The organism is Yersinia bercovieri ATCC 43970 (genome assembly GCF_013282745.1).
Taxonomy (GTDB): Bacteria; Pseudomonadota; Gammaproteobacteria; order Enterobacterales; family Enterobacteriaceae; genus Yersinia; species Yersinia bercovieri.
The window spans coordinates 2,564,724-2,585,544 of the sequence record NZ_CP054044.1; the positions used below are offsets into that span (position 1 = coordinate 2,564,724).

The window sequence follows — 20,821 nt, forward strand, 5'->3', positions numbered from 1 at the left end:
TTCGTTGGAAGCTTAATAATTAGCTCGAATAATACACGTAAAAGCCAAACAAAGGACTTGTGGATGATGCAAAGTAAGCTCGGTGTACTGATGGTTAATCTGGGGACTCCAGATGCGCCTACGTCGCAAGCGGTCAAACGCTATCTGGCTGAGTTCCTGAGTGACCGCAGGGTGGTTGATACATCACCACTGCTTTGGTGGCCTTTATTACGCGGTGTTATTTTGCCGATTCGTTCGCCTCGAGTGGCTAAACTCTATCAATCAGTGTGGATGGAAGATGGCTCGCCTTTGTTGGTCTACAGCCGGCGGCAACAGCAAGCGCTGGCGGCGCGTATGCCAGATATTCCCGTCGAGTTAGGGATGAGCTACGGCTCACCAAATCTGCCAGATGCTATTGATAAACTATTAGCACAAGGGGTAACAAAGTTGGTGGTATTGCCGCTTTATCCGCAATACTCCTGCTCGACCAGTGCCGCGGTTTGGGATGCTGTTGCCCGGATTTTAAAAGGGTATCGCCGCTTACCATCAATCTCTTTTATCCGTGATTATGCCGAGCATCCTGCTTATATCTCTGCGCTAAAACAGAGCGTCGAGCATGCTTTTGCACAACATGGTAAACCTGACCGATTAGTGCTTTCTTTTCATGGTATTCCTAAGCGCTATAACCAATTAGGTGATGATTATCCGATCCGCTGTGAAGATACCAGCCGCGCGTTACGGGCAGAACTAACACTACCGCCAGAACAGGTCATGTTGACATATCAATCCCGATTTGGTCGTGAACCTTGGCTCACTCCTTATACTGACGAGACATTAAAAAGCCTACCTGCTCAGGGGGTTGAACATATTCAAGTCATTTGCCCTGGCTTCTCTGCCGATTGTCTGGAAACCTTAGAGGAGATTAAAGAGCAAAACCGAGAAATTTTCTTACATGCGGGTGGCAAGAAGTTCGAATATATCCCAGCGCTAAATGACGATGTAGGGCATATAGACCTGTTAGAACAGTTAGTTAGAGAGTGTTTGTAGTGTCATTGGGCAATAGCCACAGAATGGCTCTATTCATATTAGGTAAATAATTATGGCTAAATTAGCATTGTTCTCATTGAATAATATGAGGTGAATGCTTTTTATTCTTCCAAACAGATAATACTGAAACGACATTTCTATGTTTTTATAATGGTAATTATCTATGCATTGTGAAACATCTAAAAATGATATGCTTAACGTTTCTCTTGTAATGATGAGTTATATGTAAGAAAATTAGCCCATATATAATAGTCATAAGTTATATTTTCAGCTTAGCTGAAAGTGTGGTAGTGCATTTACCCCCCTTTTGGTCAAGCCAGTAGGTCACATCAATGCAGGTTATGTGCAGTGTTACAAGTCTGTGTTATACATCAGTGCATTGGCTACTGTAAGCCAAGGGCGGTAGCATGGTTTTTAGCGTGAATAATCATCATAACCTATTGATATTTAACAATTGCTAATTTGCAGTCCTTTAGTTCGAATTGATTCGCTTATAACATATTATTACTTTTCCATGAAATCTAATTTAGCTAGGCTTAAAATATGTCTTTCAATATAAAACTACAGCCATCAGGGATCATTTTTGATGCTGACGAAGCTACAACGATCTTAGATTCAGCTTTAGGGAATAATGTTAATATTGAATATAGCTGTAAAGATGGCAGCTGTGGTTCTTGTAAGGCAACATTAATTTCAGGTGAAATAGAGCAGGGTGAAAATACTTCACTAACAAGTGAAGATATGGCTAATAGAGTAATTCTGACCTGCTGCTCAAAGCCTAAAAGCGATATAGAAATCAATGTGAAATATTATCCAGAGTTAAGTCATATAACGAAAAAAACCTATCCATGCAAACTCGATAATATTGAACTTATTGGCAGTGATATTGCTATTTTAACGCTGCGTTTACCACCAACAGGCTTTGTTGAATAAATCAGATTTTGGGCAAGCATCTTCGTAGCCGGTTGCAGTTGTCAGATAATACGCACGCTTTCTGGCATGCCTGCCTTCGTCATTTTGTTCAGCGCACGCACCATGGCCAAAGCCTCTGCAACCTGACCATCGTAGTCACGCAACGTCAGCGAACCACCGAACAACTGCTTTATACTGTACATCGCCGTTTCCGCTATCGACCGACGGTTGTAATCTGTTGTCCATTTCCACCGTGCATTGCTCCCGCTCAGCCGTTGATTCGCAACAGCACGATTACGGTCTGCATACTCACCTGACCAGTAGCCAGCTCCCTTCCGGGGAGGAATGAGCGCGCTGATTTTCTTGCGACGTAGTTCGTCATGACATCGCCGTGTATCGTAAGCTCCGTCCGCCGCCGCTGACCTGATTTTTCGGTGGGTCTGCCGGATAAGTCCCGGGAAAGCTTCAGCGTCCGTGACGTTGTTCAGCGACAGGTCCGCGCAGATGACTTCATGCGTACTCGCATCAACAGCCAGATGCAGTTTTCGCCAGATACGACGGCGCTCTTTGCCGTGCTTTTTGACTTTCCACTCCCCCTCACCGAAGACTTTTAAGCCGGTGGTGTCGATAACCAGATGCGCAATTTCACCCCGGGTGGGCGTTTTAAAACTGACATTAACCGACTTTGCCCGCTTGCTGACACTGGTGTAATCCGGACAGCGAAGAGGAACATCCATCATGGCAAAAATGGAATCAATAAAGCCCTGTGCGGCTCGCAGGGTCAGGCGGAATACACGTTTAACGACCAGGACAGTGGTGATGGCGAGATCAGAATAGTGCTGAGGCCGTCCCCGCGATGTGTGTGTGGCGGGCTCATACCAGGCCTGAATAGCCTCGTCATCAAGCCAGAAAGTGACGGAGCCGCGGTTGATGAGGGCCTTGTTGTAGTTGCGCCAGTTAGTGACTTTAAACTTCTGCTTTGTCATGGGACGACCAGTGTTGCCGGATGATGCGTGATCTGATCCTTTAACTCAGTAAAAGTTCGATTTATTCAACAAAGCCGATGGTTGTTCTAATATCTATCTAATGTGCGCAATTGTTATCCTTAAATGAATTTATAAAAGTGATTTTATTTTAAATAATATGAAAAATAGTCAAACCCTAGCATCTAAAATATCAGAAAAAACTTCAATTGATTACCATGTTGGAGTTACTTTATTACTTAGATTATGGACTATTGCTGCCGGTGGTATATTAATAGTATTAATTCCACTTTATCTGACGGCGCCTGAACAAGGCTATTTTTTTACCTTTGCAAGCTTAATTGCGATGCAGGTGTTTTTTGAACTCGGATTTAATTATGTAGTTGTCCAGTTTATCGGTCATGAAATGGCTCATGTCACTATTAATAATAGTGGAAGCCTTGAAGGAAATAGTAATAGCATCAGTCGCATTTACTCACTTATCTCATTATTAAAGAGATGGTATACAGTTATTTCATTGGCTTTCTTTGTGGCCGTTTTTTTTGCAGGATTTTATTTCTTTAAACATAATGGGAGCTTGGCTGTTCATGATTGGTTACCTGGCTGGGCACTGCTAGTTTTCTTTTCCTCGATAAATCTCTTTATTAGTCCATTTTTAGCTGTATTGGAAGGAATGGGCTTTGTTGGTCAAGTAGCTACGATAAGGTTAATACAATCGATAGTTGGCTATTCCGTTCTTTCAATATTACTTATATGTAAGTTAGGACTTATAGCTATACCCGCTATTACGGGAGCCGCGGCGCTATTCTCGACAATTCTAATATTAAAGAAATATGGCAGGTTATTATTTAGACCCGGTTCTGGCAATTTTATTTTTAATGAAAAGATATCTTGGTATAAAGAAATTTTTCCCTTCCAATGGAGAATCGCTTTAAGCTGGTTAAGTGGCTATTTCATTTTTCAATTATTTAATCCAATGCTATTTGCACATCAAGGTGCAATTGAGGCAGGAAGAATAGGTTTAACATTGGCAATATTTAGTGCAATGTTATCTCTATCAATGAGTTGGGTTACAGCCAAAAGTCCAACAATGGCTAGATTGATCGCAGAAAATAAAAAGATAGAATTGAATAAATTATTTATATCCTTAATAATGAAATCAGGAATATTGAATTTTTTGATTTCTATTTCATTCTTGATTTTCGTTCTTTTACTGAAAACATATAGTATCGATATAGTGAGCAGAGTTGCCAGCATTGAAGTTATAGTATTGCTATTTACTATTTCTCTGGCTAATCATGCAATATTTTCAATGGCGGCTTATATGAGGTGTCATAAGGAAGAACCTATGATATGGAATTCATTATCAACTGGTTTTATAGCGCTTCCACTTATTTATATATTTTCGCAAATTAGTTCATTTGCTACTATTGCAAGCTATGGTTCTATAATGATTTTCGTATCATTACCATGGTGCTATTTATTATTCCGTAAGTATTACAATCATGGTGTGATTAAAGGTAATTAGATAGGTATAGTATCTTCTTTTGCCTTTATATGTGTTAGAGATTAGGTGTGCCGTATACTGATGAGTATATTTCAGAAATGTGTATTGCGGCATTTATATATAGATAGAATTAATGACATGATAGACAATAATAAATAAATAAAGAAATAATTTCTCAGGATGTAAATGATATCATTAGCTCATGCCAAGATTTGATGACATTAAAAAAACAAAGTTATATTAATTACAGGAGCAAGCGGCTTTATTCCTGCTTATATGGTTGAAACTATTGCCGTATTAAATAAAAACCATGATCTAAACATTAAAGTGTATGCATTAGCCAGAAATTAAATAAAAGCTAAAAAGAGGTTTAGTCATCTTTTAAATACTGGTTGGTTAAACTTCATCTGCCAAGATGTTACATAAGAAATTAAAATAGATACTACAGTTAACTACATTATGCATGCGGCTAGCCAAGCCAGCTAAAAATACTATAAGACAGACCCTGTAGGAACTCTTTTAGCAAATACAAAAGGAACTTATAATATACTTGAGTTTGCTCGACGTAATATCCAAAGCATTGAGGGAGTATTTTTTTTAGTAGCGCTGAAGTTTATGGAAATCTAAGTAAAGATATTCAATATGTCTTAGAAAATGATTTTGGCTCACTAGATTGCAGTGAGTTACGTGCTTGTTATGCTGAAAGCAAGAGAATGGGCGAGACAATGTGTATTTCATGGGGGGAGCAATATTCGGTTCCATGCAAAATTGTAAGAATATTTCATACATATGGGCCGGGAATGGATCTAAATGATGGTCGAGTCTTTGCTGATTTTGTAAGCTGTGCTGTTCAGGGGAAAAATATAGATATGAAAAGTGATGGTTCAGCCATACGTACTTTTTGTTATCTATCTGATGCAGTTCATGCTATTTTCAAAGTTTTGCTTTGTGGTCATATAGGACAAGCATATAATGTTGGAAACGAAAGATGTGAAATGAATATTCGTGATTTGGCTTTTTTGGTGAACAAATTATCAAGTAATAATAATTCAAGAGTTATAATCTCAAATAATGACAACAACTATATTTTAAGCAAAATAAATCGTATTGTTCCAGATACAACTAAATTACGATCTCTTGGATGGAGGCCGAAATATGACGTAATTTCTGGATTTAAAAGGACAATAAAATTTTACTTGAAGTAGTTTACGATTGTAAATGACAATATATTAACCTACCTAAAATAATAATTTTAAATTTACTAGTCAGTGTAGATAGGCATTATGAAATGAATTCTAAATCAGACATTAGTATAACAATTGTTATCCCTACCTATAATAGGATAGAAAAACTAAAAAGTCGTATCTTTGAGTTATTACCACAAATGAGTAAAATAGACACATTATTTATTTCTGATAATGCTACTGAAAACTTTGATGTTGAAATTATCAACTTTTTCAAAAATGAGCCAAGAATATACTTCCATCAGAATAAAGAAAATATTGGTGCAAACGCTAATATAGCAAAGTGCTTTGAGTTGGTAGAGAATGATTGGATGTGGCTACTGAGCGATGATGATTGTGTAAAACCAAATGCGCTAAGTATAATAAAAAAATATATTGGTGAGGGGGATGTTGATTTTATAAATTTCTCATCTGAGCTTTTAAAAACTAAGCGAGTTGATTCTGTATGTAGGTCTTTTGATGAATACTTAAATTCAATTGGAAAAAATTTTAGTAACCATTTGCTTATTTCAAATAATGTATTCAACATGAAAGCTTTTCGACCTTTTCTAAAATTCACATATTGGGGATGTTTTGTTAATGCACCACATTTAGCTCCCGTCTATTGCGCTTTAGAAAATAATTGTCATATTTTATTATCAGGCGAAAGTATTGTTGAATGGCAAAAACCTGATCGCATGGATTGCTGGTTGCAATCATCTTCTTTTAATTTGCTTTTTTTGCCTGATGTATTATCAAATGCTAGATTAAGAAAACGGTCCATTCATACAGTTATGGAAGGGTTATCTATTCCTGAATTTTTAATTGCTCAATTGGCATTCAACAAAATAATAGATCCGGAGTGTGCTGATAAAGTGGATGCTTATGCAGGAAGAGTTATGAGTATCTATATTAGATATGGTAATACCTTGCAAAAGACAAGAGCTTTTCTTTTGAAAATAATGATAAAATCTCCACGATCATACTTATTTATGGTTAATGTTATATGTAAAAAAATATATGGTAAACCTATATATGATTTTCTTCAAAAAAGAAAATTTGAGTTTTATTTATAACTTCAATCCTTTTTATAATCAAGGCGATTGATACGAAATCATAATTATCAATATATAATTGCAATGAACTGTATATGAGTATTATTTTTGATGATTTAAGTCAGTGTACGCTGAGAGTAATATGATATATAAAAAAGAACTTATTTCAATAATTATAGTAAAGATTCTTTTTACACTATTTGCAGTTTTTGTCTATAATCATTTTTCGCATTTAGCTGACTCTGAAAGATATTTAAATGCAACAATGGATTTAAATAATTTTTTAGATAGAACTCAACTTGTAGATAATATTTTTTCACTTTTACGATGCTTAATTTCAAGTAAGCTCCTAGTAAATATTTTTATATCTATAATATTTGGGTTTTCATTTTATTTTGTATTCAAAGATCTTCTTAATTTTATAGATAAAAAGCTATTATATATATGTTTTCTTCTTCCAAGTTTTCAAATTTGGACCAGTGTGGCAGGTAAGGAAATTATAGCTATAGCTGGGTTGCTTTTTTTTGTAAAATGGATTGTGAACATACAGTTTGGTAGAAAAAATAGAATAATCTATCTTTTGGTGGGTGTCTTTTTTGGCATTCTACTCCGACCTCATTATGGTATTGCATATGCTTACCTCGCGAGCAGTATTATTATATTAAGTAATGTTAAGTTTGCGAATTTTTCAAAATGGTTTTATATTTTATTATTAGCAATAATGTCTATCATATTGGCATTGATACTGGCAGTAACTGCTGATTTGTGGAGCGAAAAATTTTTAGCAGTGTTGGTTATAATTAAGAATTACTTCTTATCGTCTGATACAGCATATGCTAATCGATATTATATACAATGGGGGGGAGTTGCAGATTATTTTTATAATATAGCGTGGGGTTTTTGGGTCTCTATTATTGGACCGACACTTTATGAAACATTAAATAGAATTGTTTATGCTCCTTTCTTTATTGAAGGGATTATTAGCTTGACGCTAATGATCTATATATTTTATAGGTTTTATAAGGTTACGGAAATAAATGTATTGTATAGAAAGTATTTCTATATAGCATTTATCCCTGCTGTGATAATTGTATTAATGATTCATTATCCATTTGGTGTTTTTAATCCCGGCGCAGCAATAAGGTATAAGCAAAATATAACTCCATTAATATATTTCTATCCTCTATTGGTGCTTGCTTGTATCAATGAGTCGAAAGCTAAATGTTATATGAGATGAGTATCTCTAATTTATTATGTACTTCTTCTTTGTAATAAGTAACTAAATCCCATATTTTGATAGATTAATAACATGTGAGTATTTTATGAATATTGCAATAGTTGGCGGGTCAGGTTTTATTGGCACAAATTTGGCTGAATTACTCAATAATAAAAATGTCGAATTCACAATTCTCGATAAGGTTAAGAGTGATAAGTATCCAGATAAGTGGCAATATTGTGATGTTACAGAATATGATACTCTAATTAAGGTATTAGATGGACATGATTTGATCATCAACTTAGCCGCTGAACATAAAGATAATGTTAGACCCATTGACCTTTATTATAAAGTCAATGTTGATGGGGCTGAAAATATTTGTAAGGCAGCGGAATTTCTTGGTATAAAAAATATTGTTTTTACATCTTCCGTTGCTGTATATGGCTTTGTGGAAAAAGAGACCGATGAAAGTGGAGAATATGCTCCTTTTAATCATTATGGAAAATCCAAGTTAGAAGCTGAAAAGATCTATGATGCATGGTTTAATTCCTACTCAGATAAAAAATTAGTTACTATTCGCCCTACCGTTGTTTTTGGGGTTGGTAATAGAGGTAATGTTTACAACTTATTTAAGCAGATCGCATCAGGAAAATTTTTGATGATCGGTAGTGGCGAAAATGAAAAGTCCATGGCTTACGTCGAAAATATAGCTGCTTTTTTAGAACTTACTCTTTCATTTTCTGCAGGGTATCATTTAATAAATTATGTAGATAAGCCAGACTTTACAATGAATGAATTATCTACTGTCATTTATAGCTGTCTTCAGAAAAAGAGTAAAATAATTAGACTGCCATATTTTATTGGGGTATGCGCAGGTTATGCTTTTGATATTTTGGCTAAAGTTAGTGGCAAAGAGTTACCAATAAGTAGCATTCGAATTAAAAAGTTTTGCGCAAAAACCCAATTTAGTTCTAACAATATTAATAATTATAATTTCTCAGCTCCTTATTCTCTGAAAGATGCAGTTGTGAAAACAATTTCACAAGAGTTTATGAATAAAAAATAATTTATTTTTTTCTGGACTTAATCATTAAATTTGTATTCTGTTTGAGAGGTGGAAATGCACAATGTTGCATTTGTAATAACTAAGTCTGAAATTGGTGGAGCCCAAAGTTGGGTTGCGGAACAAGTGAGACTGTTTCGGAATGATTGTAAGGTAATATTAATAACATCTGAACATGGCTGGTTAACTGAATCTATTTCGTGTGATAAAATTGTAATCATCCCTCAATTAAGAAGTATGACTAGTATTAAAGCTATATATCTAATGTATAAAGTACTAAAAGAAAACAATATCAATATTGTTGTTGCTAGTTCCGCTAATGCAGGATTATATAGTCGGCTTACTCGTATTTTCATGAAATTTAGATGTATTTATGTTTCTCATGGTTGGTCTTGTTTATATAATGGCAAGTTTTTAAAATCTATATTTTGTTATGTTGAACGTATATTATCACATTTATCCGATGTAATATGGTGTGTGTCAAAAAGTGATGAAATAAAAGCCATTAATGATATTGGAATAAAGAAATGTAAGATAGTGACATCACTAAATTCTATTACACCCTTATCACCTCGTGATGATCGGGGATGCGAAAATAAAATATTATTTTTAGGTAGATTAACTCACCCTAAAAGACCTGAATTGATTTGTAAGGTTGTTGCTGATAACCCGGAATATAAATTGGATGTTGTTGGAGCTGGAGAGTATACTGACTCCTTACTCAATAAGTATGCTGATTACAATAATATAAGTTTTTTAGGTGAGATAGAGAATTTTAACGCGTTTAATCAATATGATGTTTTTGTCCTAACATCTGACAGTGAAGGTTTGCCCATGTCTGCATTAGAGGCAGCAACAGCTGGAGTGCCTCTTATATTAAGTGATGTTGGTGGCTGTAACGAAGTTATTGATGGGAATGGCTTGCTTATTGCTAATTCGGAAACGAATCTATCTGCAGCATTAGAAAGTATCTTTACTAATTATGAACAATTTTATTCGATTGCAAAAAATAGAAAAAACAAATTCGATATTAATAATAAAAAAGAAGAATACAACAAGATTGTTTTTGGTAATTAATAGGACTAAAGCAATCTGCACTAAGCTATTTATAATGAACTTAATGTGCTAATTTATTAATCGAGGGTGAGAAATGACTATTTTAGTCACTGGTGGTTCAGGCTATATAGGTTCCCATACAGTACTCACATTGTTAGAACAAGGAAGAGATGTTGTTATTCTTGATAATCTAGCTAACTCTTCACCAGAGTCCTTAGTTAGAGTATCAAAAATTTGTGGTAAAGAACCTAAGTTTTATCAAGGTGATGTACTTGATAAATCTTGCCTTAAGTATATTTTTTTAAATCATAAAATTGACTCAGTGATCCATTTTGCGGGTTTGAAATCGGTAGGCGAGTCTGTTGAGAAACCTATTGAGTATTATCAAAACAATGTTACAGGCTCTATTATCTTACTTAAAGAAATGCTTGCTGCTAATGTTAAGAAATTAATATTTAGCTCTTCAGCGACAGTATATGGCGAACCTGAGTTCGTTCCATTGACTGAAAATGCTCGAATTGGTGGAACGACTAATCCATATGGCACTTCAAAAGTGATGGTAGAGCAAATACTAAAAGATTTCTCTTTAGCTCATCCTACGTTTTCGATAACAGCGCTGCGGTATTTTAATCCAGTAGGTGCTCATTCTTCAGGTTTGATTGGTGAAGACCCGAATGGAAAACCAAATAACCTATTGCCATTTATTACCCAAGTCGCTATTGGTAAATTATCAAAATTACTCGTGTATGGTAATGACTACGATACACCAGATGGTTCTGGTGTAAGGGATTATATTCATGTTATGGATTTAGCTGAAGGGCATCTTAGCACTTTAAATAGCTTGGCTTCTGGATTCCATGTATATAATCTGGGTACTGGTATAGGTTATTCTGTTTTGCAGATTATTAGAGAATTCGAGCGTGTTACAGGGGTGACGATTCCATTTGAAATTGTCTCTCGTAGACCTGGTGATATAGCTGAGTGCTGGGCAAGTGCCGAACTTGCGAATGTAGAATTGAGCTGGAAAGCAAAAAGGAATTTATCTGACATGCTTATGGATGCCTGGAGATGGCAAGAGATGAATCCAAATGGTTATAATTAATGGTTTTTCCTTAGTAATTAATGAGTTATTACTTTAATAGAAATGGATAAAAATTGATGATTGGCAGATCTCTAGATAATAAGAAATTATCTTCCTTTGAGCAATGTAACTTATCTTCGACTAAAGATGAGATAGATCTAATAGAACTAGTATCTATTATTGTAAAATCATATAAGTTAGTTGCTTTCGTTATCTTTATATTTGTTTGTTTTGGCATTGGCATCATATTACTCACCCCCAAAAATTGGGTAAGCTCTGCCACAGTTACTCTTATGTCTGATCGCCAATTTCAATCTATCGACTCTATAAATGCTTCACTGTCGCTACTAAATGTTGATGCCAATATACATCAAGATGATTTTTTTGAAGAGTTCAGGAGATACTATTCCTCTCGGGATCTATTTAATAATTACTTTGATAGTTTAAAGATTAAGCCTACAGGAAGTGTCGCGGTTGTAAGATTAGTTACTGATAAAAATGCTAATGGTTATTTTGAGAACAGGAATAACTATGTCCTCAATTACAGCTCTAACATTGATTCAGGCATGAAAGATACGTTATCTGGCTACATTACTTATGTTAACGAGCAAGTTAATAATGATGTTAATCGTCAAATTAAGTTAGTGATAGAAACAACGAAGAAGATAGCTGCCGAGGAGTATGAATTAGCTTTGCAAAAAGCAAAAAACGAGCAGAAAGTCAGAGTTCAGCGACTAGAATATGCTGTTTCAATAGCTAAGGCCGCAGGTTTGCAGAGACCGGCTAGTAATGCATTTGGTACTTCTGCAGATAATGATAACTACCCAATATCATTGGGCTATGATGCCTTGAATCGTCAGTTAGAAATTGAAAAATCTATAACCGACCTTACTACTGTTAATGCTGATTTATTAAATAAAAAACTTTATCTTGATAAAATTAATGCATTGCAACCAGCCGTTATTGATATCCAGTCATTTAGTTATATACAGCAGCCATCAGATCCTGTGCAGCAAGATGCTAAGAAACGACTTCTGATTATTATTCTATTTGGGTTTGTTGGTTTGGTCGGTTCTATTGGTTTTGTCTTGGTTCGCCATTATGTGCGTGAACGTCAAAATACATTAGTTAACTTACCGAAAGAGTAACTTTTATTAGATTAATGATAAAAGGCAGTAGAACAATAAGTCTGCTGCCTTTTTTAATAACCATAATTTATCTAGTCATTTGCTATTTTGAGCTGGCAGCCTGATAGCTCGGTTTATCCCTCCCTGTTCCTCCTCCCTAAATGTGCTAAAATTCTGTATCTTCCCATTTCTATATTTGTAACCTAAGACCATGAAATTTCCTGGTAAGCGCAAATCTAAGCACTATTTTCCTGTTAATGCCCGTGATCCATTATTGCAACCGGCGCAGGCTGAAAATGAGGTGAGTACCTCTTATATCGTTGGCATTGATCAGACGCTGGTCGATATTGAAGCGAAGGTCGATGAGGATTTTATCACCCGTTATGGTCTTAGCCAGGGGCACTCATTGGTCATTGAGGATGATGTTGCTGAGCGCCTTTATCAGGAGCTAACACTTAATGGGTTAATTACTCATGAGTTTGCGGGCGGAACTATCGGTAATACATTACACAACTATTCAGTGTTAGCTGATGACCGCTCCATTCTATTGGGCACCATGTGCAGTAATATCAAGATTGGTAGCTATGCCTATCGCTATCTGTGTAATACCTCCAGTCGGACTGATCTTAACTATTTGCAGGCGGTTGATGGTGCTATTGGTCGCTGTTTTACTTTGATTACTGATAATGGTGAGCGGACATTTGCGATTAGCCCCGGCCAAATGAATCAACTACGCCCAGCGAGTATTCCTGAAGAGGTGATTGCTGGGGCATCGGCTTTGGTACTCACCGCTTATCTGGTGCGTTGTAAATCGGGTGAGCCGATGCCAGATGCCACTATGCAGGCCATCAGTTATGCGAAGAGACATAATGTTCCGGTGGTGATGACGCTAGGCACTAAATATGTCATTGCAGATAATCCGCAGTGGTGGCGTGATTTTCTTAGCGATCATGTTTCTATTTTAGCAATGAATGAAGATGAGGCTTATGAGCTGACAGGGCTAAATGATCCCTTGATGGCCTCTGATATGGCACTGAACTGGGTTGATTTAGTGCTGTGTACCGCAGGCCCTAATGGGCTTTATATGGCGGGCTATACCGAAGAGGCGAATAAGCGCCAGACTCAACATCCGTTATTACCTGGTGCGATTGCAGAGTTTAATCTGTACGAATTCAGTCGGGCGATGCGCAAAGAGTATTGTGATAATCCATTGCGTATTTATTCTCATATCGCGCCTTATATGGGCGGGCCTGAGAAAATAATGAATACTAATGGGGCAGGGGACGGCGCACTATCTGCTGTGCTACATGATATTGCCGCCAATGGCTATCACCGTAATAATGTTCCTAACTCCAGTAAACATGTCCGTAGCTATCTCAGTTATTCTTCATTGGCACAAGTGTGTAAATACGCAAACCGGGTCAGTTATCAGGTACTGAATCAGCATTCACCGCGTTTAACTCGCGGTTTACCTGAGCGGGAAGATAGTTTGGAAGAGTCCTACTGGGAGCGCTAATTAGCCGTAGAAGTAATAGAGATAAAAGCAGGGCCGGCAAATTTGCTGGCCCTGCTTATTTTTATCGCGCACTGAATGATCGAAATAGATTTAGATGGGGCAAACTGGACGCTTATCTTCTTCTGTAAGCCGGTCTATTTTCAGCATATTCAGCATACTGTTAGCCACTTCGCGTTCCCCCATAACAACCTGATTCGCACCACGGTCTGAGATATAAACCACTTCATCATCATAATGGGCGCGCGCAATTATCTCGAGGTCGGGCCGCTTAATTCTGGCTGATGCAACAATTTCACCGGCTTCGTAGCCATTTGGGATAGTGAGTAATAACCAACGCGCGCAATCCAGACGCGCCAACGACATAATATCGGCGCTTGCAGCATTACCTAATACGGCATTAATACCTTGTTCACGCAGCGCTTCCACTCTTGGCCGAGAATTTTCGATGACGACCAATGGGACTCCTTCGGCATGAAGTTTTGCCCCTAATAAGCTCCCGACCCGGCCATAACCCACCAATAATGCATGGTTGCACAAGTCGACAGGGATCTGTTTCTCCTCTTCGACCGCCTCTTCCAGAATCAGATCTTCCATAGTTTCGTTTTTGGCTAAATAGCGATCCAACAGGGTGAACAGTAGCGGGTTGAGCATAATGGAGAGAATCGCCCCCGCCAGTACCAAATTACGACCATGGTCAGACATTAAACCAAGTGAGATCCCCAGTCCTGCCAGAATAAAGGCGAACTCCCCGATTTGTGCCAGACTGACGGAAATGGTAAGTGCGGTGCGTTTTGAGTGACCAAACATCCGTACTAATGCAAAAGCTATCAATGACTTACCGAAGATGATAATAGCTAATGACGCCAGCACGGCTAGCGGCTCATGTAGCAAGATCATTGGGTCGAATAGCATACCCACTGACACGAAAAACAGCACCGCGAAGGCGTCACGCAGCGGTAAGGTATCTTGTGCCGCGCGATGGCTTAGCTCAGATTCATTCAATACCATTCCGGCGAAGAATGCACCGAGGGCGAAGGATACATCAAACAGCCCAACAGCCCCGTAAGCAATACCGAGCGCTAACACCAGTACTGCCAGTGTAAATAGTTCACGCGAGCCAGTACTGGCGGTTTTAGCCAGTATCCATGGTACTAATCGACGACCGACGACAATCATCAATGTGATGAATGCGATCACTTTACCGATGGTAATAGCTAACTCAGTGAATAATTGGCTCAAACTGGTGGTTTCGTTACCCATAACGCCAGCAAAGGCGGGCAGTAGCACCAATGTCAGCACCATCGCCAAATCTTCAACAATTAGCCAGCCAATGGCAATTTGTCCTCGTTGGCTATCAATCAGTTGCCGCTCTTCCAATGCCCGCAGTAATACCACGGTACTGGCGGTTGACAGACAAAGACCGAAGACAAATCCTGTCATCAAATCCCAGCCTAATAAGTGAGATAGCCCCATCCCTAATAAGGTCGCGACGGCAATTTGCGCAATGGCTCCCGGTATGGCGATCGATTTTACCGCGAGGAGGTCTTTAAGCGAGAAGTGAAGTCCGACACCAAACATCAACAAAATAACACCAATCTCAGCCAGTTCGGGTGCTAATGATGTATCAGCAACAAAACCTGGCGTGAATGGCCCGGCAAGCACCCCTGCGGCAAGGTATCCCACTAGTGGTGAGATGCGCAGGCGGTGAGCCAGTGTGCCCAAGAGGAAGGCGAGAACAAGGCCTCCGACGATCGTGGTGATTAAGGGTGTTGAGTGGTGCATCCAGACTCCTTCTAGTGATACCCGCTATCTTTCAAGTTGCGGGTATGTTGGCTGTGTTCGTGACCCGGCCCCTGTTTGCCGCCTTCTTGCATTTTGCAATCTATTGGGCAGATCCAGGGCAGTAAGCATTTCACAGCAATAGCATCAGTTTATTTCATTTATGCGATCAATGCGCGATAAAAATTCATTTTTTATCGATAAAAGGCAGCTTTGGCATGGAAATTGTTTGAAGTGGTTATTTGTGGTGGATTTGCTGATTTTGCTATGATGGCATATGCAACTCTCCCGGCTGAAACAGATATCTCAGTCGGGATTATAGGGTTATTACTATTACTTATCTTCTATATTAGGCAGTAAGGCAGTGAATATCCCGAGTAATGGTAAGAATGCACATATTTGATAAACCAATTCAATACTGGTCAAATCAGCAACATACCCTAGTACTGCCGCACCTAAACCCCCCATACCAAAAGCAAAACCGAAGAATAACCCAGATACCATCCCCACTTTCCCCGGAATCAGCTCTTGTGCATAGACCAGGATCGCCGAGAAGGCTGAGGCGAGGATGACACCGATGATCACGGTTAAAATGCCCATCCAGTACAAAGAAGCGTAGGGTAAAATAAGGGTAAAGGGTGCTACACCCAATATAGAGCCCCAAATAACATATTTTCGCCCTATTCGATCTCCTAGAGGGCCGCCAATAATGGTGCCAGCGGCGACTGCGAACAGGAATACAAATAAGTGTATTTGCGCATTTTGTACCGAAACACCGAACTTATGCATCAAATAGAAGGTGTAATAGCTGCTGATGCTGGTCAAGTAGAAGTATTTAGAAAATATCAGCACCATCAAGATAGCTAACGTCTTAATAACTGTCTTTTTTGGCAGCATTTTTGCCGATGAGATTTTTATGGCTTTCCCATGTGTGGATCTTTGTTGCTGCTGATACCACTTACTGACCTGCAATAGCACGACAATCGCCAGCAGTGCCGCGAGTGAAAACCAGCCGACATTGCCCTTGCCATAAGGTGCAATCAAGATTGCTGCCAGTAAAGGGCCGAGTGCGCTGCCAAAGTTACCACCGACCTGAAATACCGACTGAGCCATGCCATGACGGCCACCGGATGCCATGCGGGCGACCCGTGATGACTCCGGATGGAACACCGATGAACCTGTGCCAACCAGCGCGGCGGCCAGTAAAACCACCGGGAAGGTGGTGGCCACTGCGAGCAACAATATGCCCGACAATGTGAACCCCATGCCAATTGGCAGGGAGTAAGGTTGCGGATGCTTATCGGTATACAGGCCAATCAGTGGTTGCAATAATGAAGCCGTAAGCTGGTAAGTCAGTGTGATTAGCCCTATCTGAGCAAAACTCAGTGAAAACTCGGCTTGCAATAGAGGATAGATCGCCAGAATCAACGACTGGATCATATCGTTGAGTAAGTGAGATACGCTAATCGCCCCCAGAATTGAGAAGGATGTACGTTTTACAGATGCATTAACGGCTGGGGGAAGCACGGTCTCAGAACGATCGGTCATAGTGAGTATTCGCCTAATAATTTCACTGTTAATAGTGTATTGGTAATGAAGACATATTATGCAGATCGAATGATTTTTACTACATATGACACAATTTGATATATATTCCAAAGTTCTGAAATGTATCAGTGCGTTACCACATGACAATACGAGGCGTATCACAGTATGACCTTGATTTATCGTGCTATTGCTATGCATTACACCATTTTCACTGATTAAGCTGGCATTTATCGAGCTGGCTTTAACGATAATATGGAGATTTGCCATGGGTTTTTCATTACCGACCACAGCATGTGCCTTGGCTGTGTCGCTGGCGTTTGCACCGGGATGGGCTGCTGCCTGGGAAAAAGATAAAACTTACGATATCACCATACTGCACACCAATGACCACCATGGACACTTCTGGCAAAACGATCACGGCGAGTATGGTCTGGCGGCACAAAAAACAGTGGTAGATAGCATCCGCAAACAAGTTGCCGCAGCAGGAGGGAGCCTGTTATTGCTCTCCGGCGGAGATATTAATACCGGTGTTCCAGAGTCTGATTTACAAGATGCAGAACCTGATTTCCGCGGCATGACATTGGTCGGTTATGATGCGATGGCTATCGGTAACCATGAATTTGATAACCCGCTGAGTGTGCTGCGTCAGCAGGAGAAGTGGGCTGCTTTCCCTCTCTTGTCTGCCAATATCTACCAGAAAAGCACTCAACAGCGGCTATTTAAGCCCTACGCCCTGTTTGATAAACAAGGGGTAAAAATTGCGGTGATGGGTTTAACCACCGACGATACTGCTAAGATCGGTAATCCCGAGTATTTCACTGATATTGAGTTCCGGCAGCCAGCGGCAGAAGCGAAGCAAGTGGTCGAGCAACTGCGGAAAACGGAAAAGCCTGACATCATTATCGCCGCGACCCACATGGGGCATTATGATGACGGCAAGCATGGATCTAATGCGCCGGGTGATGTCGAGATGGCCCGCAGCTTACCGGCAGGCTATTTGGATATGATAGTGGGTGGTCACTCACAGGACCCCGTCTGTATGGCGAGCGAGAACCATAAGCAAGCTGATTATGTTCCCGGCACCCCTTGTGCGCCGGATCGGCAGAATGGAACCTGGATTGTTCAGGCCCATGAGTGGGGTAAATACGTTGGTCGGGCTGATTTCAAATTCCGTAACGGCGAACTGAAGCTGGTGAGCTATCAGCTAATCCCGATCAATTTAAAGAAAAAAGTTGAGAAGGCGGATGGCACCAGCGAGCGGGTCTTTTATACGCAAGAGATTGCCGAAGACCCATCAATGTTGAAACTGCTGACGCCATTTGAAGAGCAGGGTAAGGCGCAACTGGATGTCAAAGTGGGCAGCGTGAATGGCAAGCTTGAGGGCGACCGCAGTAAAGTGCGCTTCGAGCAGACCAATTTGGCGCGTGTTTTATTGGCTGCGCAAATGGAAAGAGCGGGCGCTGACTTTGCTGTAATGAGTGGCGGCGGTATCCGTGACTCAATTGACGCCGGTGATATCACCTATAAAGATGTGCTCAAGGTTCAGCCATTTGGCAATACGCTGGTTTACGCAGATATGAAAGGTAGTGAGGTTGAGAAATATCTGGCGGTGGTCGCTAATAAGAAAGTCGATTCAGGTGCTTATGCGCAATTCGCTAATGTGAGTCTGGTTGCCGATGGCAATGGTGTCAGCGATGTAAAAATAAAAGGTCAGCCGCTAGATCCGAATAAAACTTATCGCCTGGCGACCTTGAATTTCAATGCGTTAGGTGGTGATGGCTATCCGAAAATTGATACGCTGCCGGGTTACGTCAATACCGGTTTTATCGATGCAGAAGTGCTGAAACAGTATATTGAAAAGCACTCTCCACTGGATGCCAGTCAGTATCAGCCGAAAGGTGAGATTGTTTATAAGTAGCTGTAATAGTATTGAGAATGGCTGATTACCGTTTTTTCTTATGATGCTTCTTGCCGTGGTGATTGGTCGGTTTAACCTTATCCTTTACCTTCGCTGCGGCATTTTTCTCTTCAATGTATTGTGAGTTTTCAGGGTTGATAACCGGGCCAGGGCCGCGTGCGATAGGTGGCGTAATTGCTGTCGATGTATCTGCGCTGGCTTGCGTCGTTACTCCACCCAATCCCAGCAACATACCTAGTAAAGTGCTTATGGCTAACTTGTTCATTTTTTAGTCTCACTTGTAAGGAAGAGAGGTAGCGGCGACAGGGGCTAATAATATCCCCTGCGCCGGTGGGTATAAGGTTACTTACGTAATGAACGTAGCACTGACTTCTCGGCATTCTGAATAGCTCTCTTTTTGGCTTTATTCTTGCCTGTTTTTTTCACTTTTTGTTCCAGGGTATTTTTTTCTGCCGGAATATCTGCTTTTTTTGCTTTAACCGTGGGTGCAATGACAGACGATGATGACAAAATTTCTGTTGTTGGTGCCGCCATTACGTTCATGGCCCCAAAGCTCAGCATCGACACCAGCAGTACACCGATTGATAATTGACGCATCAGATCTTACCTCTGTCGTGAAATGAGTCTACAACGTGTAACCGGGAGGTACTGGGCGTCAAGAGTGCTGCTAATCGGTATTAATGGCTCGGGCCGTTTTGTTATATTCGTCCATAAGAGTGCCAATGCGTTGGTCATATAATTGCGACAGGCAAGTAGAGTTTGTGCCGCACTGCTGCCGCTTTTTGAGCCACTTGCCCTGATCATCCTGCAAGGCACCGCGAGCGCCCATTAATAACAGCCCTTTGAGCAAATTATATGTTGTGGTCATTTGAACATCCTTTTCGCTCAGCGTACGATCTGCACAAATAGTTTTTTCATCTACAGAAGCAGCCTGCTTACAGTCAAAACTCGCCGCTGAGGCGTATAATGACGGGGTAAGTGCAATCATAAAGAGGGAAGCTATGGCGATGGGTTTAAAGGGGGTCTCTCTAGCCATGGGAAGTATTATCCTGTGTGATAGATATAGCTTCAAGGTATTGCCGAGAGTGTGCTGAAGTCAATATGGCCTGTGGGCGCTGCTACCTCAGATATTGGCCGGGTTAATTGCCCGGTCTATTTTAATCATATAACCCGCGCCCTGCCTTGGCTGATTCAATAACTGAATCAATTAGTCCCGCTTTGCGATATCGGCAAATGTGCCTTGCAATAATCGGCATAAATCCGCAGCCGCTAATTCAATATCCAGACCACGTTTACCGCCAGAGACAAATATCGTCGGGAACTGTTGTGCCAGTGTATCAATCACCGTGGGTAAGCGCTTTTTCTGCCCGAGTGGACTGATGCCGCCGACTAAATATCCGGTGGTTCGCTGCGCCAATTGTGGGTCGGCCATCTCCGCTTTTTTGGCCCCCAATGCCCGCGCAACCCTCTTCAGATCAAGTTGAGTTGCCACTGGTGTGACGGCCACCGCCAGATTTTTGGCATCACCATTTAGCGCGACCAGCAGTGTTTTATAAACCTGATCAGCATTAAGCCCCAGCTTTTTAACCGCTTCATCGCCAAAATTGGTTTCAGCCGCGTCGTGATGATAAGGGTGTAATGTGAAAGGAACTTTTTGTTTTTCCAGCAAAATGACCGCAGGTGTCATAATAAACGTCCAGTTAAAAATGAAAATTTATTCAGGTGAATTATCCTACACCCAATTAGTGCGAATGGGGTTAAATTTAACCTAATGAAATCAGCATCATGATGATTAGTTTCGCGAGGGCGAT

The 20,821-nt window shown here is 40.1% G+C and carries 17 protein-coding genes and 2 pseudogenes; 12 read left to right on the forward strand and 7 right to left on the reverse strand.

What is annotated here, in order from left to right:
- Positions 1 to 63: 63 nt before the first annotated feature.
- Both hemH and HRK25_RS11470 read left to right on the forward strand, forming a co-directional pair.
- Positions 64 to 1,026, forward strand: a complete 963-nt coding sequence (hemH, locus tag HRK25_RS11465; RefSeq protein ID WP_005272670.1) for a ferrochelatase — start codon at positions 64 to 66, stop codon at positions 1,024 to 1,026.
- Positions 1,027 to 1,569: 543 nt separating this feature from the next.
- Positions 1,570 to 1,956 (forward strand): annotated as a pseudogene (locus HRK25_RS11470) (2Fe-2S iron-sulfur cluster-binding protein); the annotation flags it as partial.
- A 44-nt stretch (positions 1,957 to 2,000) separates the two neighbouring features.
- Here the strand turns inward: HRK25_RS11470 and HRK25_RS11475 are convergent.
- Positions 2,001 to 2,989, reverse strand: a pseudogene (locus HRK25_RS11475) (IS5 family transposase).
- 92 nt (positions 2,990 to 3,081) lie between these two features.
- Here HRK25_RS11475 and HRK25_RS11480 point away from each other — a divergent pair.
- The 9 genes from HRK25_RS11480 to HRK25_RS11520 all read left to right on the forward strand — a co-directional run bounded on the left by HRK25_RS11480 (position 3,082) and on the right by HRK25_RS11520 (position 13,765).
- On the forward strand, positions 3,082 to 4,449 hold the full coding sequence (locus tag HRK25_RS11480) for an MATE family efflux transporter (protein WP_005279252.1): 1,368 nt from the start codon (positions 3,082 to 3,084) through the stop codon (positions 4,447 to 4,449).
- Between the two features lie 614 nt (positions 4,450 to 5,063).
- Complete coding sequence (locus HRK25_RS11485; RefSeq protein WP_244262481.1) at positions 5,064 to 5,633, forward strand: NAD-dependent epimerase/dehydratase family protein; 570 nt, start codon at positions 5,064 to 5,066, stop codon at positions 5,631 to 5,633.
- 83 nt (positions 5,634 to 5,716) lie between these two features.
- Entirely contained in the window at positions 5,717 to 6,727 is a 1,011-nt protein-coding gene (locus HRK25_RS11490) for a glycosyltransferase family 2 protein (RefSeq protein ID WP_005279256.1), read from the forward strand.
- Positions 6,728 to 6,848: 121 nt separating this feature from the next.
- A complete protein-coding gene (locus tag HRK25_RS11495; RefSeq protein ID WP_005279258.1) occupies positions 6,849 to 7,943 on the forward strand; it encodes a hypothetical protein in 1,095 nt (364 codons plus the stop codon).
- Positions 7,944 to 8,028: 85 nt separating this feature from the next.
- Positions 8,029 to 8,988, forward strand: a complete 960-nt coding sequence (locus tag HRK25_RS11500) for an NAD-dependent epimerase/dehydratase family protein (RefSeq protein ID WP_005279260.1) — start codon at positions 8,029 to 8,031, stop codon at positions 8,986 to 8,988.
- Between the two features lie 54 nt (positions 8,989 to 9,042).
- Positions 9,043 to 10,062, forward strand: coding sequence for a glycosyltransferase (locus HRK25_RS11505; protein ID WP_005279263.1), 1,020 nt, complete (start codon positions 9,043 to 9,045; stop codon positions 10,060 to 10,062).
- A gap of 73 nt (positions 10,063 to 10,135) precedes the next feature.
- Complete coding sequence (gene galE, locus HRK25_RS11510; protein WP_049602709.1) at positions 10,136 to 11,143, forward strand: UDP-glucose 4-epimerase GalE; 1,008 nt, start codon at positions 10,136 to 10,138, stop codon at positions 11,141 to 11,143.
- A 56-nt stretch (positions 11,144 to 11,199) separates the two neighbouring features.
- Positions 11,200 to 12,270, forward strand: coding sequence for a Wzz/FepE/Etk N-terminal domain-containing protein (locus HRK25_RS11515; protein WP_032898998.1), 1,071 nt, complete (start codon positions 11,200 to 11,202; stop codon positions 12,268 to 12,270).
- Between the two features lie 190 nt (positions 12,271 to 12,460).
- The gene (locus tag HRK25_RS11520; protein ID WP_005279269.1) at positions 12,461 to 13,765 is read left to right on the forward strand and encodes an inosine/guanosine kinase; all 1,305 of its coding nucleotides are present in this window, start codon (positions 12,461 to 12,463) and stop codon (positions 13,763 to 13,765) included.
- 90 nt (positions 13,766 to 13,855) lie between these two features.
- Here HRK25_RS11520 and ybaL read toward each other — a convergent pair whose 3' ends face one another.
- Together ybaL and rosA are read right to left on the reverse strand one after the other, a co-directional pair.
- Positions 13,856 to 15,547 (reverse strand): YbaL family putative K(+) efflux transporter, encoded by a 1,692-nt coding sequence (gene ybaL / locus HRK25_RS11525; RefSeq protein WP_032899000.1) that lies wholly within the window; start codon positions 15,545 to 15,547, stop codon positions 13,856 to 13,858.
- Between the two features lie 330 nt (positions 15,548 to 15,877).
- Positions 15,878 to 17,092: an MFS transporter RosA gene (gene rosA / locus HRK25_RS11530; protein WP_032899001.1), complete on the reverse strand. Its 1,215-nt coding sequence runs from the start codon at positions 17,090 to 17,092 to the stop codon at positions 15,878 to 15,880.
- Between the two features lie 265 nt (positions 17,093 to 17,357).
- Between rosA and ushA the strand changes: the two genes are divergently transcribed.
- Positions 17,358 to 19,010, forward strand: a complete 1,653-nt coding sequence (gene ushA, locus HRK25_RS11535) for a bifunctional UDP-sugar hydrolase/5'-nucleotidase UshA (RefSeq protein WP_138775458.1) — start codon at positions 17,358 to 17,360, stop codon at positions 19,008 to 19,010.
- Between the two features lie 25 nt (positions 19,011 to 19,035).
- Here ushA and HRK25_RS11540 read toward each other — a convergent pair whose 3' ends face one another.
- The 4 genes from HRK25_RS11540 to ybaK form a co-directional block, all read right to left on the reverse strand.
- The gene (locus tag HRK25_RS11540) at positions 19,036 to 19,275 is read right to left on the reverse strand and encodes a hypothetical protein (RefSeq protein WP_032898483.1); all 240 of its coding nucleotides are present in this window, start codon (positions 19,273 to 19,275) and stop codon (positions 19,036 to 19,038) included.
- Between the two features lie 77 nt (positions 19,276 to 19,352).
- Positions 19,353 to 19,607: a hypothetical protein gene (locus tag HRK25_RS11545; RefSeq protein WP_005277068.1), complete on the reverse strand. Its 255-nt coding sequence runs from the start codon at positions 19,605 to 19,607 to the stop codon at positions 19,353 to 19,355.
- Positions 19,608 to 19,677: 70 nt separating this feature from the next.
- The gene (locus tag HRK25_RS11550; protein WP_420895947.1) at positions 19,678 to 20,046 is read right to left on the reverse strand and encodes a lysozyme inhibitor LprI family protein; all 369 of its coding nucleotides are present in this window, start codon (positions 20,044 to 20,046) and stop codon (positions 19,678 to 19,680) included.
- 171 nt (positions 20,047 to 20,217) lie between these two features.
- Complete coding sequence (gene ybaK / locus HRK25_RS11555; protein ID WP_005277064.1) at positions 20,218 to 20,697, reverse strand: Cys-tRNA(Pro)/Cys-tRNA(Cys) deacylase YbaK; 480 nt, start codon at positions 20,695 to 20,697, stop codon at positions 20,218 to 20,220.
- Positions 20,698 to 20,821 lie beyond the last annotated feature (124 nt).

Coding starts and splice junctions, on each gene's coding strand:
- hemH (WP_005272670.1), top strand. CDS start 64: ATGATGCAAAGTAAGCTCGGTGTACTGATGGTTAATCTGGGGACTCCA.
- HRK25_RS11480 (WP_005279252.1), top strand. CDS start 3,082: ATGAAAAATAGTCAAACCCTAGCATCTAAAATATCAGAAAAAACTTCA.
- HRK25_RS11490 (WP_005279256.1), top strand. CDS start 5,717: ATGAATTCTAAATCAGACATTAGTATAACAATTGTTATCCCTACCTAT.
- HRK25_RS11495 (WP_005279258.1), top strand. CDS start 6,849: ATGATATATAAAAAAGAACTTATTTCAATAATTATAGTAAAGATTCTT.
- HRK25_RS11500 (WP_005279260.1), top strand. CDS start 8,029: ATGAATATTGCAATAGTTGGCGGGTCAGGTTTTATTGGCACAAATTTG.
- HRK25_RS11505 (WP_005279263.1), top strand. CDS start 9,043: ATGCACAATGTTGCATTTGTAATAACTAAGTCTGAAATTGGTGGAGCC.
- galE (WP_049602709.1), top strand. CDS start 10,136: ATGACTATTTTAGTCACTGGTGGTTCAGGCTATATAGGTTCCCATACA.
- HRK25_RS11515 (WP_032898998.1), top strand. CDS start 11,200: ATGATTGGCAGATCTCTAGATAATAAGAAATTATCTTCCTTTGAGCAA.
- HRK25_RS11520 (WP_005279269.1), top strand. CDS start 12,461: ATGAAATTTCCTGGTAAGCGCAAATCTAAGCACTATTTTCCTGTTAAT.
- ybaL (WP_032899000.1), bottom strand. CDS start 15,547: ATGCACCACTCAACACCCTTAATCACCACGATCGTCGGAGGCCTTGTT.
- rosA (WP_032899001.1), bottom strand. CDS start 17,092: ATGACCGATCGTTCTGAGACCGTGCTTCCCCCAGCCGTTAATGCATCT.
- ushA (WP_138775458.1), top strand. CDS start 17,358: ATGGGTTTTTCATTACCGACCACAGCATGTGCCTTGGCTGTGTCGCTG.
- HRK25_RS11540 (WP_032898483.1), bottom strand. CDS start 19,275: ATGAACAAGTTAGCCATAAGCACTTTACTAGGTATGTTGCTGGGATTG.
- HRK25_RS11545 (WP_005277068.1), bottom strand. CDS start 19,607: ATGCGTCAATTATCAATCGGTGTACTGCTGGTGTCGATGCTGAGCTTT.
- HRK25_RS11550 (WP_420895947.1), bottom strand. CDS start 20,046: ATGGCTAGAGAGACCCCCTTTAAACCCATCGCCATAGCTTCCCTCTTT.
- ybaK (WP_005277064.1), bottom strand. CDS start 20,697: ATGACACCTGCGGTCATTTTGCTGGAAAAACAAAAAGTTCCTTTCACA.